Source organism: Oligoflexia bacterium (assembly GCA_034439615.1).
Lineage (GTDB): Bacteria > Bdellovibrionota > Bdellovibrionia > JABDDW01 > JABDDW01 > JAWXAT01.
Window position 1 is genome coordinate 225,038 of sequence record JAWXAT010000047.1, and the last position, 16,678, is coordinate 241,715.

Annotated in this window: 17 protein-coding genes; 3 read left to right on the forward strand and 14 right to left on the reverse strand. The window is 41.1% G+C overall.

What is annotated here, in order from left to right:
• Nucleotides 1–20: 20 nt before the first annotated feature.
• From SGI74_11910 to SGI74_11920, 3 genes are read left to right on the forward strand one after another with little or no spacing between them, the layout of a single operon-like run.
• Entirely contained in the window at nucleotides 21–671 is a 651-nt protein-coding gene (locus tag SGI74_11910) for a TetR/AcrR family transcriptional regulator (GenBank protein ID MDZ4678199.1), read from the forward strand.
• Nucleotides 668–2,092, forward strand: coding sequence for a TolC family protein (locus tag SGI74_11915; GenBank protein ID MDZ4678200.1), 1,425 nt, complete (start codon nucleotides 668–670; stop codon nucleotides 2,090–2,092). The genes SGI74_11910 and SGI74_11915 overlap by 4 nt, the downstream gene beginning before the upstream one ends.
• Nucleotides 2,089–5,193: an efflux RND transporter permease subunit gene (locus SGI74_11920; protein ID MDZ4678201.1), complete on the forward strand. Its 3,105-nt coding sequence runs from the start codon at nucleotides 2,089–2,091 to the stop codon at nucleotides 5,191–5,193. Before SGI74_11915 ends, SGI74_11920 begins: the two co-directional genes overlap by 4 nt.
• 6 nt (nucleotides 5,194–5,199) lie before the next feature.
• On the opposite strand, the gene SGI74_11925 is transcribed toward SGI74_11920, so the two are convergent.
• The 14 genes from SGI74_11925 to flgF all read right to left on the reverse strand — a co-directional run bounded on the left by SGI74_11925 (nucleotide 5,200) and on the right by flgF (nucleotide 16,400).
• On the reverse strand, nucleotides 5,200–5,628 hold the full coding sequence (locus tag SGI74_11925; protein MDZ4678202.1) for a hypothetical protein: 429 nt from the start codon (nucleotides 5,626–5,628) through the stop codon (nucleotides 5,200–5,202).
• A 57-nt stretch (nucleotides 5,629–5,685) separates the two neighbouring features.
• Nucleotides 5,686–6,426 (reverse strand): hypothetical protein, encoded by a 741-nt coding sequence (locus tag SGI74_11930; protein ID MDZ4678203.1) that lies wholly within the window; start codon nucleotides 6,424–6,426, stop codon nucleotides 5,686–5,688.
• A gap of 118 nt (nucleotides 6,427–6,544) precedes the next feature.
• Complete coding sequence (gene fliW, locus SGI74_11935; protein MDZ4678204.1) at nucleotides 6,545–7,084, reverse strand: flagellar assembly protein FliW; 540 nt, start codon at nucleotides 7,082–7,084, stop codon at nucleotides 6,545–6,547.
• 73 nt (nucleotides 7,085–7,157) lie between these two features.
• Nucleotides 7,158–7,388, reverse strand: coding sequence for a carbon storage regulator CsrA (gene csrA, locus SGI74_11940; GenBank protein ID MDZ4678205.1), 231 nt, complete (start codon nucleotides 7,386–7,388; stop codon nucleotides 7,158–7,160).
• An 82-nt stretch (nucleotides 7,389–7,470) separates the two neighbouring features.
• Nucleotides 7,471–8,574 carry a flagellar hook-associated protein FlgL gene (flgL, locus tag SGI74_11945; protein ID MDZ4678206.1) on the reverse strand — a complete coding sequence of 368 codons (1,104 nt, stop codon included), beginning with the start codon at nucleotides 8,572–8,574 and terminating at the stop codon, nucleotides 7,471–7,473.
• A gap of 8 nt (nucleotides 8,575–8,582) precedes the next feature.
• Nucleotides 8,583–10,013 (reverse strand): flagellar hook-associated protein FlgK, encoded by a 1,431-nt coding sequence (gene flgK, locus SGI74_11950; protein MDZ4678207.1) that lies wholly within the window; start codon nucleotides 10,011–10,013, stop codon nucleotides 8,583–8,585.
• Nucleotides 10,014–10,055: 42 nt separating this feature from the next.
• Nucleotides 10,056–10,556 carry a flagellar protein FlgN gene (locus SGI74_11955; protein ID MDZ4678208.1) on the reverse strand — a complete coding sequence of 167 codons (501 nt, stop codon included), beginning with the start codon at nucleotides 10,554–10,556 and terminating at the stop codon, nucleotides 10,056–10,058.
• Between the two features lie 43 nt (nucleotides 10,557–10,599).
• Complete coding sequence (gene flgM / locus SGI74_11960) at nucleotides 10,600–10,938, reverse strand: flagellar biosynthesis anti-sigma factor FlgM (GenBank protein ID MDZ4678209.1); 339 nt, start codon at nucleotides 10,936–10,938, stop codon at nucleotides 10,600–10,602.
• A gap of 27 nt (nucleotides 10,939–10,965) precedes the next feature.
• The gene (locus SGI74_11965) at nucleotides 10,966–11,688 is read right to left on the reverse strand and encodes a rod-binding protein (GenBank protein ID MDZ4678210.1); all 723 of its coding nucleotides are present in this window, start codon (nucleotides 11,686–11,688) and stop codon (nucleotides 10,966–10,968) included.
• 265 nt (nucleotides 11,689–11,953) lie between these two features.
• Nucleotides 11,954–13,027, reverse strand: coding sequence for a flagellar basal body P-ring protein FlgI (locus tag SGI74_11970; GenBank protein MDZ4678211.1), 1,074 nt, complete (start codon nucleotides 13,025–13,027; stop codon nucleotides 11,954–11,956).
• Nucleotides 13,002–13,820, reverse strand: coding sequence for a flagellar basal body L-ring protein FlgH (locus SGI74_11975; protein MDZ4678212.1), 819 nt, complete (start codon nucleotides 13,818–13,820; stop codon nucleotides 13,002–13,004). Before SGI74_11975 ends, SGI74_11970 begins: the two co-directional genes overlap by 26 nt.
• A complete protein-coding gene (gene flgA, locus SGI74_11980) occupies nucleotides 13,807–14,763 on the reverse strand; it encodes a flagellar basal body P-ring formation chaperone FlgA (GenBank protein ID MDZ4678213.1) in 957 nt (318 codons plus the stop codon). The genes SGI74_11975 and flgA overlap by 14 nt, the downstream gene beginning before the upstream one ends.
• An 8-nt stretch (nucleotides 14,764–14,771) precedes the next feature.
• Entirely contained in the window at nucleotides 14,772–15,557 is a 786-nt protein-coding gene (flgG, locus tag SGI74_11985) for a flagellar basal-body rod protein FlgG (protein ID MDZ4678214.1), read from the reverse strand.
• A gap of 12 nt (nucleotides 15,558–15,569) precedes the next feature.
• Complete coding sequence (gene flgF / locus SGI74_11990) at nucleotides 15,570–16,400, reverse strand: flagellar basal-body rod protein FlgF (protein MDZ4678215.1); 831 nt, start codon at nucleotides 16,398–16,400, stop codon at nucleotides 15,570–15,572.
• Nucleotides 16,401–16,678: the final 278 nt, after the last annotated feature.

Genomic DNA, 16,678 nt, shown 5'->3' on the forward strand with positions numbered 1-16,678 from the left:
ATCATTAAGGGAAGCATTTTATGCGTTTAGGTCGAATTTCAGCAAAAGCTTTAGATCCTTCTACCAGAGAAGAGATACTAAACGTTGCACAAAAGGTATTTGCCGATGTTGGCTTTAAAGAAGCTACCATTCGTCAAATCTGTAAAGCTGCAAAAGCAAATGTCTGTTTAGTCTCTTATTACTTCGGTGGAAAAGACGGCCTTTATAAAGCAATTTTTGAACGCGTCGGACAAATTCGCGCAGACCTTTCTCAAAATTTTATTAAAAAAGACCCACTTCCAGAAACGGCCGAAGCCTACCGTGAAAAGCTCGGTGTTTTTTTAGAACATATGTTTAATGAAATCGCATCTCGCCCTGATTTTTGTAAACTTATGAATCGAGAAATTTCAGACGGAATGCCCAGAGCAGGCGAAGTAATTAAGAAATACATCGGCCAAGCAAAAGGTGCCTTTAGTGAATTTATAGCCTACGGCCAAAAAAAGAAATTCATCAATGCTCAATTAAGCCCCGATATGGTTGCTATGTCGGCAATCAATATGTTTTTGGGGTTTACCAATCAGATGAACAATCAAGTAGGATTTTTCTTTCATGATTTAAATTCGACAGATGAAATTAAAGAGGCAATTAAAAAAACAGTTACCACCATTTTTTTTGATGGAGTGTTCAAATGAACGCATACAAAATATTATTTACTCAGATCAGTCTCATAACTCTGTTCGGCTGGCCAACACACGCCCATGCTGAACTAACGTTAAAAGATTATATCAATCAAGTTAAGACTCAAAACCAGGGTTACAGAGCAACACAGATTGCACAAGATGGTTTTTGGTACCGTGAAAGTGAGGGCAGTATCGATTTTATGCCATCACTTATAGGTGGAGCGAGTTACTCCGACGATAAAAAACAACAATCAAGCCCCTTGTACGGCACTCAAACTATTTCTCAAAATGCTTATCTTGGCGTTCAGACAAAACTCAGAACAGGTACTAACTTAAGTCTGACGTATAACACTACTTACGCGCAGGTAAATGGTTCAACATCAATACCTTCTGCTGGCAACTATAGTAATGCTCCGCAAATCAGTATTTCACAACCGCTTTGGAAAGACTTCAACGCTGAACTCTCTAAAGCTTTTGAAGAAACAACAGTTTTGTCTTTAAAAGCACAAGCTCTCTTACAAAAATTCTCATCTCATCAAATTATCTATAGCGCTGAAACAGCTTACTGGCGTTTAGCACTCTTGCGCCAAGTAGTAAATTTTGACAAAGACTCAATTGAAAGAACAAATAAAATTCTTAAATGGAATCAAAAACGTGTCAGCATGAACGTCACAGATCGCGCCGATCTACTTCAAGCCCAAGCAGCCTTAAAAGCTCGTGAGTTACAATTTCAAACAGATGAAGAATCATTAAGACAAGCTGCAAGTCTTTTTAATTCCGCACGTGGAGTTCGTGGAGATCATGTACCTGAAGTACTCACACCTATTGAAGTGGGTATAGAAAAAATGGCAGCCTCTGAAGTTAAACGACTCGCAGATCGCGCCGATGTAACTGCCAATGTTTTAAATGCTCAAGTTCAAAAAGCACAAGCAAAGCTTGCCGCTGAAAAAGTAAAACCTGATGTTAGCCTCTACGGGACTGCGGCATTTAACGGACGCGATTCAAATCAAAGAATAGCTACCCAACAATCTTGGAAGTCTGATTATCCAACTTATACTGTAGGTGTTAAACTTACCGTGCCATTAGGTTTGGGAATCACGAGTGACATTAAAGAAGGTTACAATGCTTCGGCTCAAGCAGCAGAGAACGCTTCATGGAGAGCACGATTTGAATTGGACCAAGATTGGTCTGATCTTCAAAAACGATTTAAAGATGCACTCACTCGTTTAGAGACAGCTCGAGATCTTGAAACGCTTCAATCAGAAAAACTTGAATATGAACGTAAACGTTTCGGTAACGGACGCACCACCAGTTATCAAGTTTTACAATTTGAAGATCATTTCTCTGATGCACGACTCATTAGAATTAGAATTATCAATGACATCATCTCACTTCGAGCCCTGTCTCGTCTTTACAACGGAGAATCACTGTGAACTTATCTGCACTCTCAATCAGACGCCCAGTATTTTTAACCAGCATTGTGATCGTGACATTGCTCGTTGGCTTACTTGCATTGAGCAAACTCGGAGTAGATCAGTTTCCTGACGTTACATTTCCCGTAGTGGTGACAACCGTTTTATACCCGGGTGCCTCGCCCCAAGAAGTAGAAACACTTATAGTTAAACCTTTAGAAGAAAAACTTTCCTCATCTTCAGGGCTCAAGCGCCTTAATTCTGTAAGCCAAGAAGGTATGGGCTATGTCGTCTCAGAATTTGCACAAGGTGTTGATATCAAATATGCCGAACAACAAGTTCGAGATAAAGTTTCAAACGTACGTGGACAGCTACCAAAAGATATTGAAGAACCCAGGGTTAGCCGTGTTGACGTATCTGACCAACCCATTATGAGATTTTCTCTCTCAGGTGATCTCAGTCGCGCCGAACTTTTTGATATCGCCGAGAATGACGTTAAACCACTCATTGAACAAGCAAACGGTGTTGGTCAAGTTGATATTATTGGTGGAACAAAGCGTGAAATCAAAGTTGAGGTGGATCGCAAAAAACTAAAACAACGTGAACTTTCAATTCAAACTCTAGCTCAAAAAATTGGAGCTTCAGCACAAAACGTTCCTCTAGGAAAAGTCGTAAAAGGAAATCAAGAAACAGTATTTAGAACTATTGGCGAGTTTAAGTCGATTGATCAAATTAAAAACACAGTTGTTAATTTCTTTGGTAGTGACGTCCCCGTAAGTTTATCAAGTGTAGCAAACGTCACAGACAGTGTTGAAGATGAAACAACTCGCAGTATACTTAACGGCAAAGCCGCACTTTTTATCGACGTTAGAAAACAATCAGGCGCAAATACAGTTAGCGTAGCAGACGAAGTTATGAAAGCTGCGACAAAAATCAATAAACAATTAGCACTCAAGCAAGGCAAATTAGAAGTTTCTATACTACGCGATGGTGCCAAGTGGATTCGTGCAAACGTTGAAGACGTAAAAGGGTCAATTATAGATGGAGGCTTACTCGCCGTATTTGTCGTGTTTCTCTTCTTAGGAAATTTCAGATCAACAATCATCACAGGGCTTGCACTTCCCAACAGCATCATTGGGGCATTCATATTAATGTATCTCATGGGTTTCACCATAAACGTCATGACACTCCTTGCACTGAGCCTCGCAGTAGGCCTATTAATCGACGACGCAATTGTTGTTCGAGAAAATATATTCCGGCGTATGGAGCTAGGAGAATCAGCGCGGGTCGCCGCTGAAAAAGGAACTCAAGAAGTAACCATGGCTGTTGTTGCCACGACACTCACTGTTATAGCTGTGTTTTTACCGGTCGGTTTTTTGTCAGGTACGGTAGGACAATTTTTTAAACAATTTGGTTTAACAATTGTATTTGCAATGATCATCTCTCTTTTTGATGCGTTGACAATGGCGCCCATGTTATCTGCTTATTTCGCAGGTACGGGTCATAGCACAACAAAATTTGGAAAATTAATGGAGCGATTTTCTAAAAGTGTAGATCGAACCCATGAACGCATCACTGGATTATACGGTAAGGTATTAAAATTCACACTCAGAAAACCTGCTGTGATTTTGGGTCTCGCACTGGTGATATTTGTTTTCAGCATGGGTTTAGCACGAAGTGTAAAAAGCACGTTCCTACCCAACTCCGACAATGGCGAATTCACGGTCAGTTTAGAAATGCCTCCAGGTACAAGTTTAGATGTCATGCAAGAGACTGCACTCAAAGTAGAAGCTGAAGTAAAAAAATTCCCTGAAATTGATCGAGTCGCAGTTACAGTGGGTAAAGGTACTGGCGAATCAAACGTAGCCTCACTTTATGTTGCACTTACTCATTACACAAAACGTAGTTTAATGACCAATCAAGTAAAAGAACTTATACGTCCAAAACTTATTCCATATGCCTATGCGTCACCTAAAGTAACTGACGTAGATGTGGTCGGCGGAAATCAACGCCCCTTCACACTCAGTATTTCAGGAGAAAATCTTGATCAAGTTTCAGAGTATTCAAACAAGCTTGTAGCAAAGTTTAAAAAAATTCCTGGCCTCGCTGATATCGATACTAATTATCGTTTGGGAAAACCAGAATTTCAAGTGCAACTGATTCCTAATAAAGCAGAAAACTATGGAGTTCTCTCTGGAATGGTAGGTCAAGAATTACGTGGAATGCTCGAGGGTATTGTGGCTGCCAAGTATCGTGAAAATGGAAAAGAATATGATATTCGAGTAAGACTAAAACCTGAACAAAGAGATTTAGAAAAATCTTTTAACGAACTTTACGTTCCTAATATTAACAATAATCTTGTGCAACTTGCAGATGTATCAACGGGTGTGAAAGCAGAAGGCCCTTCAAAAATTTCACGTTATAATAGAGCGCGTACCATCATTATCTCAGCTGATCTCGCACAAGGTGGAGCACTTGGTGATATCCGAACCGAAGCAGAGCGCATTATTGCCGAAGAAAAGCTTCCCGAAGGAATGACTTTCGCATTCTTAGGACAATCTGAAGACTTCGTCGAACTTAGAAACAACATGCTCATCGCAGTTGGTCTTGCGGTCACTTTTGTTTATTTAATTTTAGCAAGCCTCTACGAATCTTTTGTTCTCCCATTTACAATCATGCTTGCCTTACCACTGGCTATCGTCGGAGGACTCATCGCACTTTTCTTATTTGATGAGTCACTTAATATTTTCTCAATGATCGGTATGATCATGCTGCTGGGGCTCGTTACAAAAAATTCAATATTGCTAGTCGACTATACCCTTCAGCTCATTAAGGGAGGAATGACACGTAATGAAGCATTGCTTGAATCAGGAATAAAACGATTGCGTCCAATCTTGATGACGACCGTTGCACTTATCGCTGGTACATTACCGATTGCTCTTGGGCTTAGTGAAGCTGCCAGGTCAAGAACCAGTATGGGAATTGCAATTATCGGAGGTCTCATCAGCTCAACACTACTCACACTAGTAGTTGTACCCGCTGCATTTGGTTATATTGATGATTTCAGAAACTGGGGCGGAAGACTTCTCACAAAAATTTTCAGGCCTAAGCAAGAAGTTTAAGGTTAGCTACTTAACCATTGTAATGCTGACCCTATAATCACGATCACGTATTTTGGCTTTGTGGACAAATGGAACATTTAGTTTAAATACGGTTTTTTTTGACCAATGAATGTCCCAAGTTGCATCCATCGGAAAATCATTTGAGTGGTACTCAACTTGTGCTGTGAGATTGCCGCCCCTGTATTTTAAGCGGTAAAGAAAAATGGTTTCCATACGAGGACCCATTTCATGCCAGTAATATGTATCGATCCCATAGACATTCACCGGTGTTTCTTGAAGAAAATTACGCACAATAACGTAATCTACATCGGGTGCACCGGTTTTTTTAACTTCAACGATACGGCTAAGTTTTAGACCTGGCTGAATAATACCTTGAGCTTGAACTTGGTTACATAGAAATGAAATAAGAAATATAGCACCAATTAATGACTTCATAAGGCCCCCCCTAATGTGTGCAAAGAGGTAAGCCAAAAATGCAAATGTGTCTATGCTTTAAAAGCCCTTGCCTGCTTCTAAATGCTTTAAAGTGTCTTGCGCGTGCTGAAGTTTAATTTTTAAGAATTTATCTGATGCTTTTAAAGACAATTCCTCAGAAGCTTCTCCGTATTTAGTTAAATGAGACTGAGCTGCTAATACATAGGCTTTAAGATCTAGAATCTGCTGGGCACAGAGATCAGCGTTATTTTTGTGATTCTCTTTAGAATAAACCCAAGCGATTTTACCTTCACTAATGAAAAATTCTAAGTGACGGCTCTTCAAAGTTGATTCCATGATACTCAATAGATGACGACTTGTGATTAAGGATAATTTTTCATCGTTGATTGATTGAGCTTTTAATTGTGGGATAATTTCTTTCATTTTTTTGAGAATTTTTCTCAGATTCAAAATTTCTTCTGAATTCGGAGAAACCAACTGACCGTTAATGTAATAAACGCGATCATACTTAATAAGAAAAGTTTCAATTAAATTTATTGCGATTTGAATTTCACTTAATTGTTCTGAACTTGGAATTTTTTGATCTAAAACAATTTCAACATCAGTTTTTGAATTATCAATTCGATGTGTTTTAGCTTTTGTTAAATGACCCGCAATTGTTGTTCGATCTTTTTGAACTTCATTAACGGAATAGTGCGGAATAGAATTATTTGAAACTTGGGATTGATAGTTTTTAGCCCCACAACCAACTAAGGTAAGGGCTAAAATCAACATGCTATAAGTATTTTTTTTGTTCATAGGTGTGTGCATGAGCAATGAGAATGCCAATTCTATAAGGCTTTTAATGACTTATAGGCGTATTTCTTAAGAAATGAGCGAATAATGAGTAAACACCCTTACAATTTTTACTAGAATCTTAAACGCTAAGGTCTTTGTTGGTAGCAGGAGTAAGTGGCAAACGCACCGCGACGCCCCCAGCTGTAACACTGGCTTTGAATTGCACCTGTGGGTTTTGAACTACGCGCTTTTGAAGTTCAGCGAAAATGAGATGCTTAATTTGATAGTCATTTTCTTGAGCAACGATCTGTTTTGCGCATCGATCTTTAATATTGATCACAACAGGGGCTTTCATATTCGCAGTCATTAAGGTGACATCTTCAGGAATTGTGACGATATTGAAAACGCGCTTTCGATCTTCAATCTTCATCGAAAGTGCTTCAAGATCATGTTTTGATAAATTCACTTTATAGTCTGTGGTAAATAGCTCGGGTTCTAAAACGGGGAAAGCTACACCAGGACGCTCACACGACTGAAGCCACGCAAATATTTCATCGTTTGGATCATCCAAAAGAACAAACTTCCGCAGTTCAGAAAAGCCCAATAGGCCTTCTTTAAATGTTATGAGATCAGTTTCACTTACCGTAACGAGGCCAAACCGAGTGGTTTGAAATTGCATTTTTCCTAGACCTCCATGTCCAGACTAACAAAAAAAGCCGGGCCTGCAAGCCCAAAATACCGTACTTCTAACTTTAACCCCTCTTTAGGAGTGTAGCCACTTTTTTGGTGTTGTCAGAGCTGCTGGTGGATGCAGCCTTATTCTGTTCTTGAATGGCCAAGTAGACTTCTTCTCGATGAATTTTTGTCTCTTTTGGGGCTTCAATGCCTAAGCGAACTTGCTTTCCTTTGATTTGGACCACAACTATCTTGATGTGATCATCAATCGCAATGCTTTCGCCCAACTTCCTGGTCAATACTAGCATGTTAACTCTCTCCTACTTCGAATGCTCGCCACTTCCTGTGAGTCTGGTCAGATTTTTTAAAACCTGACCATGGTTAGCCGGACTATCTTAAAAAGTCAAGCAAACTGGGCTGAAGTAACTTGCCAGATGTTTGCAGCGTAGCCTTCAAAGTATTTTCGTTTTTTGTTATATCTGTGAACACTTCAAAGGCATCGGCATCCTCTATTGAACTCAAGAGGCTAGCATCTTCAACTTTTTGTTTTCCTAGCCCTAAGCTGGTATTTTCTAACGAGGCAACGCGAGATCCTACTTGTGAACGTAGCAAAACGACTTGTTCATGTGCGCCATCAAGACGCTCTAATGTTTCTTGAATAGCGACTGTGTCATTTGCACGTAAACCTGCTGACAGTGCATTTAAGGTGGTGAAAATATTTTCTCCCTCAGCATTTTCTTTAGGAGATTCTATGGTTTCATTTGCTTTTAAACTTTCGCGACGTTTTGACTCACGAGCGCTATCTGAACTGGCAGCTGACACCGAGTCATTTTCATTTGCAGGGCCACGTATTTCAATATCTTCTGGCTCTTTTGAAGCTGGAATTGGTGGATAATTAGGAGTTGTCGATCCCCTTCTTTCAGATGGTACTAGAGCAAGTTTACTATTCTTACCTAGGAAAACCTGATCACCGGGTAAATTAATAGTGGTAAAAACACCCTTATTTACTTCAATTTTCATTCCACCCTCATCACCCCGATAATTTCCATCATTATCAAATGGAGAATGAGTGGTCTTGTATCCACCAAAAATAAATCGCTCGCCTACTTTGCGATTGCCGATATGAACCATATCTCGAGTGAGTTGTTCAATTTCTGTGGCAACTGCAAGGCGAGCTGATGCGTTTGTGCTCGCATCACTGGCTTGGCCAAGTGCTAATTCTTTTGCACGTGCTAATACTTCTGTGGCCTCACCTAACGCAAGATCTGTGTAGCTTAAGAAGTTTCTTGCGATGTCGATATTTTTAACAAATTGTTCTGAACCAACTTTGTCAGTACGAATTCCAAGCATGCGAGATGTTCCAACAGGATCGTCAGAAGGTTTGGTAATGCGCTTCATTGACGATGCTTGATTTTGAAGGTCAGCCATCTCTGAACGATTTTTAGCTATATTGCCCTTCACTTGCTCGTAGTTCATATTATTACTGACGCGCACTTATGACCTCATAATCTTTTTAAATTTAAAACGGTATCAAACATTTCATCGGCGACTTTAATAAGTCGCGCAGATGCGTCGTATGCTTTTTGAAATTTGACCATGTCCGTTGTTTCTTCATCAAGGCTTACGCCACTGATTCCTTCACGAACATTTTTCAATTGCTCGACTATGTTTTTTTGATGCTCTAAAGCCATTGTATTTTTGCGAGTTAGAACCGCAAACTCACCAACGATGCCATTGAAGTAGTCATCTACAGAAGATGTTCCATTTTGAAAGATTGCTTTTGTCTGAACAGCTGCAATGGCGTTAGCGATTCTATTATCACCAGGGCTTCCTGGTTGAAATGCGCCAGCAATGTAGCCTGAATCTTCTTCGATTTCTTCATTGAGTTTAATATTTAGAGCTGCATTGAATTCATCTTGAACGGGCTCAAAGAAATTTCTGCCTGTTTGATCGTACCGGTCATAACCTTGTCTATGTAATGCATTGATTTCATCAGTTACACTAAATGCGATGTGATCTAATTTGCTATGAAGATCATTGATGATACTGTCACGAGCATCAAGGGCTCCGCCGATGTGACCACCTTTAAGTTGATTGGTAACTAAAAACTCTGAACCTTTTGGTCCACTCCTGAAGAAAACATCAATATTGCCTTCGCGCTTAATACCATCAGCTGGAGTCGACTTAGCAATGAGTTCATTGAATTCATAGCCACTCACAAGCAGAGCGTTATTTCCTGCCGTAATAGCGATTTTTCCGTTATCACCTTCAGCGTAACGAATATTAACGAGCTCACCGAGTTTTTTCAAAAGAAGGTCACGCCTATCGCGTTCATCGTTAGCGGGAGCTCCTGAAACTTCAACCATTTGGATTTTTTCATTAAGTGTGGCGATCTCTTTTGAATAACCATTGATCTGTGAGACTTGCGCACGAATCTGAGCATCAACATCTTTTTGAATAGAATCGAGTTGATTATGAATACGATGAAAGTCTTCGGTAAGAATTTTAGCACTTTCTTTTACAAGAGCGCGTGTCGCTTGTGACTCGGGATTATTTGCAAATTCTTTAAAAGCGTTGAAGAAATTTGCCAAAAATCTGTTCAGACCTTTATTAATACTTTCGTTGTAAACTTGTTCAACCCGGTCGAGTGAACCCTGACGACCACTTGAGGTTCCCAGCTTCGTTGTTTCATCTTGAATTTGTTTATTGAGATAACTATTAACGACACGAGTAACGCCGACAGTTTTTGAACCTTGGCCTATTCTTAATTTTCCCGAGCCAATGGGCTCAGCGGATTGTTGTTCAATGCGCTGACGAGTGTACCCTTCAGTGTTGGCATTAGCGATGTTATGAGATGTTGTTTGCAAAGCAGTTTGGCTATTTGCCATAGCTTGCTTGCCAACAGTCATTATTGAACCAATGCGTGGGGACATCCTGTCCTTTCAACAACCCGCAATCATTGCGAGCTCTAAAACTTAAACTTCTTTGCTAACGAAGTGGCCTGCAACTTCGTTTTTTTTCACTTCACCCGATTGAGCATATGTAGATCGAGGTTGAAGTGTATCTTTAATTGCACCGAGAGCCCCATTCACCATCTTCAATGACGATTGAATGAGAGCCTCGTTGTTTTCATTGATTTCTTTTATGCGCCTAATGAGTAAATCTAATGTTGAATGTATGCTGCGCAATTTTGAATTATACGGATCAACAACTTTTGAAGCTATTTCTAAAAGTCTCGGACTCTCGGTACTTGCACCAACAGCCGCAGCTAAGTCACGGGCTGCTTTTTCACGCACGCGCTCTAGGGCTCTGATTTTAAGAACCATCGCTTCTTTTGATTTATTGTTTTCATTGAGTTCGTCTATTTTTGCCGAGATGAGAACTTCTTTCTCACGGCGTACGAGATCAAGCAGAGCCCTATAGACTTTAATTTCGTCTTCGAGAACGATTTCTAAACTTTTATAGGCCTCATGCATTTTCGCTTCCTTGCAAATTGCTCTTAGGCTTTAGAGAATTATTTTATCCGTCTGTCTTCGTTAAAAAATCATTGTATGCGTGTTCATCAACCATCTTGTCTGCGGTTTTTGCTGAGTCAGGTTTATATTCACCTTTTGCAATCATAGCTTTGAACTTTGCAACTTTTGCTTCGTCAACATCAGGAACGCTATTCACAACATCTTTAACTTTTTTCATGTCTTGTGCGCGTTCAGAAAGTTTTACTTTTGCTGATGCAAGTTGATCTGATGACGAAACATTCCCAGTTTGTTGGGCTGAGCTTGCTGCACCTTTTCTTTTTGAGCCTTGTGCTTTGGCTGTTCCATCTAACTGATCAATAGAAGTTTTATCGGTTACCTTCATAGTAGCCTCCTTAGTATATACTTTATTTTATTCGGTTTTCTGCTCTCTACGCAACCCGAAAAACACCTGAGCACCTTCTCCACGTTGAGATGCCGGGAGCTCTGCTATAACTGATCCCGCATCAACCCTTTGTCCATTTTTTACGCGGTTGTTTCCTGAATGTACCATTTGTGTCACCAGGCCTTGGTCGTGTTTCACAACAACCATCTGACGACCATCTTCTAGAGCTGCAGATTGAAGAACAATCCCAGGGTAAGGGCTGTGCAAATCTACACGCTCGGGTAAAGGTTCAACAGATTTTAAAACATATCCACCTTCAGATGCTTTCGCCATAAAAAGACTGCCGTCTGATTTTCTCAAAATATCTCGAGGGCGATCATTCTGAGCTGATCCCCCCGGAGGTAATCTTAAAGCTTCTCCAGGACTCTTACGGGGAAGAGTAGCAGCGTTTCCGTATTTATCTTGAAGCTGATCGTAAATAATATCAGCCAACCCGATACCGCCACGCTCCACCCAACTATCTGCATATTTATTATCAAGTTCTTCACGGAAAATTCTTTCTCCCATTCCCTCGGGAACAAGTTCGTTTCCCGGAACTGTCTTTCGCATTTCAGAAATCATTTGTCGGATAAATTGATTTTCAAAATTTTGCGCAGCTTCGAGCATGCGCGGATCACGTTGATCTTTTTTTGATTGAGCCCGATGTAGCGATGACTGCGTAACATCGAGTGGTTTTTCTTTGATCTTCATTTAACCACACGATTTAAAAAAAAAGGGGCGATGGACCAATGAGTTCGCGCTTCCTGCGCCTCATTCTGCAAAATGGGCATCGAGCCAATCCTTGGCTACGAGCCGACATCCTGCACCTGTTTCCTGCAAGAAACCAGTATTCAGCCTATCCATGGCAATCAACCTATGGCCCACCTAACCCCCGACTGCACACGCAACACATCCATGTGTCGCGATACTATAAATTTATTGTAATCCATTTTCATAAAAACACCGATAACCATTTTCATAAAACCTCAAGCTCGCCTTGCAATGCGCCGGCTGCTTTTATGGTTTGCAAAATTGTGATCAGGTCTTTTGGCGTAACGCCCAACGCGTTCAACGCTTTTACAAGATCTCCAACACTTGCTGACTTTTGAAAAAGTGCAACGCGATTTCCCTTGGTTTTACCAGATGTTGAAGCGGGCCCGCGAATTTCTGGACTCTCTTCTTGATTTGAACTTGTGGCCTTCACTTGTACAGAAAGATTTCCGTGACTGATTGCAACTGTTTGAATTTGCACACGTTCGCCGATTACCACAGTGCCAGTGCGTTCATTCACAACAACGCGCGCTTTTGTATCACTACTCACGTCTAGGTTTTCAATACTAGCCATGAGTTCAACGGCATCGCCTTCATAATTAAAAGGAACCACAATATCAATTGTGCCTGCATCTTTTGCAGATGCAAATTTTCCACCCAAGTCTTGATTTATGGTCTTAACCACTCGAGATGCGGTTGTGAAATCAGCATCAAACAAAGTGAGTCTAAACATTTTGCGATTTGAAAAATCACTCGCCGAATCTGTTTCAATCATCGCTCCATGGGGAACACGAGCAACTGTAGGGTGACCTTTTTCACTGGTTCCACCACCAGTTGATGGGAGCCCCACAAGTACTCCACCTTGAGCTACAGCGTAAACTTGCTGATCTGAAGCACGTAGAGGTGTTTGAAGAAGTGTTCCACCCACCAAACTTGAAGCGCTTCCGATGCTATTAATAGTGACATCAATTTTATTACCAGCACGCGCAAATGCTGGCAGTGTTGCCGTCACCATAACAGCAGCGACATTTTTACTTTCAATATCAGCTGTACTAAGTTTCATTCCCATTGTGTCAAGCATGCGGGCAATACTTTTTGAAGTGAATTCAGCTTTACCGTCACCGGTTCCGTTAAGACCCACTACGAGACCATAACCAACTAACTGATTCTCTCGAACACCACGAATGTTTGTAATATCTTTTAGTCGTGCTGCTTCAGCAACACCACTTATCAAAATCATGAAAAACATTATTTTAGCGGATGATATCATTTCTTGCATCCTTGCTTGAAGCTATTAAATCAAACTTTCCATCAATGATTTTTGTCGAAGAAATATTATCTGCCGTGATGTCATCTGCACGAAGATTTCCGGTAACAATTATTTTATATTCTCTTCTGCCAATTAATACAGTCTGTTGCCCTTTAACACGATACGAGCCATCAGAGTTTTTCTCAACGATACGACAGGGCACTTGATCAAACTTTGCATCGTCTTTTTCTTTTGTGTTGTCAGCTGAATTTTTATCATTATCTTTATTTTCATCAGTATTGTTAGCATCATTGGCTTGCGCCGGTGGAGGTGGTGGGGTTCCTTGTCCACGATCAGGCGTTGGCTTACCTGCAGTTGCAACTCTGCGAATAATTTTTACTTGAGGTTTATCAAATTTTGCCCAGGCTGTTCTAATTAATTTTATTTTTGTCGAAAGATTATCGCCAGTGCGACCCTCAATGTTGACATTTACAACATCACCAAGAACCCTTAAATTATTCTGACTGAATAAATATGACCCCTGGCCTTCTTTTCTCCAGAGCGATCCAGAATTTTCTTCTAGTGATTGTTCATCTGAAAAATTTTCTTTTGTAACACGTTTGTACTTACGCTCTTTACCCGTCATGACATTTGGCTGTGATGCAAAACTAGGTGATTGTGGCCCTGGTGGCTTAGCCGGTGCACTCGAAGTTCCGCCACCAACAAGGTTCTTCCATTTTCGACCAAGACTTGCACACCCCACAAGATTTACAAGTAGGGCTGACAAAATAAGAATGGAGAAAATATTTTTAATAGTTAACACGCACCACACCCCTAGCTGTAATCACACCACTTAAAATTTTATTTGTGTTTTGGCTCTTCACCTTGACGATGTCACCGATATAACCATTTTGTTGTGAAAACCCTTTTGTAGAAACCGAGAAGGCATCACCACCAGCTACAACTTCTATTTCTTGACCAAACTTTACTGCTGTCTCACGAGCTAAATGCGATCTAGTAACAAGCACCCCTGGCTGTAATGAATGGCGTGTTGTTGCCGTGGGTAAATCTGCAACTTGCGCAGGTATTTCATTTAAAAAAGTAACATCTTCTTTTTGCCATTTAACATCGGCATCAGAAAGATGACTATTAGCTTCAATGCGACGAAGAGTTTTTGCAACGGGCGCAAAATACGCCACCTTGGCATTGATCCAATGTCTTTTGATCACTTGCCCATGCTTTGAAATAACAACCTCAAAACTTGCCGCACCTTTTGGTCGCGTGAGTGGAGGAACTACCTGGACGCTGCCGTCGGGGGGAATGTTGAGCCCTGCAGTTTGCAACTGGATATCCGTTAATTTAGCTTCCCACGAAGGATCCGGCAACGTCCGTAACTTTAACATTTCCTCAATTTGTGAACGTAAAGCATCGCGAGTGATAAAATCCACCGCACGCCGAATAATAATTCTATCCGGAAGCTTAAGTTGCACACCTTGAAGAACACGATTGAATGGTCTCAATCGTTTACTGATCTCAGCTGCGGTCCATTCCACAACTTTTCCAGCTTTTGGGCCTTCACCTAAGTTAAGCGCGCGCAATGCCTTATCATCGTCGATGTTTGTCGTCACAATATCGGCGATGGCGCCAAGTTCCACATTGCTTAATGCAATTTGCGCTTCATTGCGCACGTGAACTTGGTTTTGCGAAGCATGCACTCGCTCACCCAGTAAAAACAAAACTACAAATGTTAAAAACAACCTAGACAACACTTCTCTTACCTCAAATTATTTGAGTTTTGCAGCATTTGGTCGGCAGCTTGAATTACTTTACTGTTCGACTCATAACTTCTCTGCGTTTGAATCATGTTAACCATTTCATCTACAATATTTACGTTTGATGTTTCTAATTGGCCTTGAGCAACCGTACCCAAATTATTCTCACCCGGGTTACCCTGAAGTGGGGCGCCACTTGCACCGGTGGGCATATAAAGATTTTTACCCAATGATTTCAAGCCCGCAGGATTCACAAAATTCACCAATTGAATTTGCCCTACTTGTTGGGGTGCTGTGCTGCCAGCTTGTGCGACACTGACTTCCCCTAAATCAGAAATATTTATTCCTGAAGCATCTGGGGGTATAACAATTTCAGGAACTAATGGATTACCATTTTTATCAACAATTCTTCCGCCTGTGTCTTTGTGAAATGTTCCATCACGAGTGTACCCAATTTGCCCGTTAGCCATTTGAATCGGGAAAAAACCATTTCCTTCAATTTGAATATCAAGAGGGTTACGTGTGATTTTTGCCGAGCCTTCATCAAATATTTTTTGAGTTGCTCCAGTTTTTACACCCAGACCTGTTTGCACACCTGAAGGGTGAACAGTGCCTGCTGAAAGTTGAGCCCCCGGTTCTTTGATTGTTTGATAGAGAAGATCTTCAAACTCGGCTCGTGATTTTTTAAACCCAATTGTACTGACGTTAGCCATGTTGTTGGCTGTCACATCTAATTGTGTTTGTTGAGCCTGCATTCCAGTAGCCGCGGTATTAAGTGCTTTTAACATTTAATCACCTCATTATTTGGGAACTTCATTGATAAGCTTCCCATCCATTTCGTCATAGGCTTTAATCACACGCTGTGCGCTTTCAAAATTTCTTGAAGTTTGAATCATGTCAGTCATTTCTTTAACAATGTTCACGTTAGAGGTTTCAACAAAACCTTGATGCACTTCGGTTGAAGAATTAAGCACTCGAGGAATCGTCGTATCAGTAATGGAGTAAAGTGAGTGACCCATCTTTTTTAGATGTTCATTGTTTTCATATTCAACAATGCTTAGCTGGCCAAGACTTTCACCATTTTGATAAATTTCACCTTGTTGCGTAAATGTAATTGTCCCGCCGCCACCAACAGTAATCGTGCGACTGGCGGGGTCAGATGCACCCGGTGCACCAGGTGCTGCGTTACTCGCATCTCGTTTTAAAACAGGAAAACCATCAGTTGTTGTTAAGACACCTTGAGCATTCAGACTCATCGTACCCTTACGTGTGAGCCTTGGACCTTGAGGAGTGAGGACTTCGATAAAACCTTTTCCCTCGAGTGCAACGTCAAGTTTATTTCCGGTAGCTTTCACTCCACCCTGGGTGTGATCTGTAAATGTGCCGTCGAGACTGACATAACTTTTATCAGTGCCTTGCATATCAAAAAAACTATTAAGGCTCGCGGGGATGCGGGGAACCGTATTGACGTCAGGCATTTTTTCAAGAGTGGTGAGATATTCTTTGAAAGTATTTTTATCACCCTTAAAACCAGGAGTGTTTGCATTTGCGATATTGTTTGCAATGGTATCGAGCTGATGACTCTGAGCCATCGCGCCTGATAATGCTGAGTAAATTCCTTTACCGCTCATCACATTCTCCTTGTCGTATGCCCTCATGGCACAAGACATTTGTAGGGCCGCACTCACATAGGAGGGGACCTCTGCCATATAGCAAAGCACTTGATGTGCCACCCAGACGTGGGACTAGCAGTTGAGATGTAAGTATGCGGAATGCGGTTCGCGAGCTGGAGAATAATAATGCTAGAGCAAGAGTTGGTGCGGGAAATTATGTTGGTTTTTTGACGGTGGTGTCAAGAAGTGTGGGTTTGGCGCAGGGGTGGCGCGGGTGTGGCGCAGGGTGTGCGTGG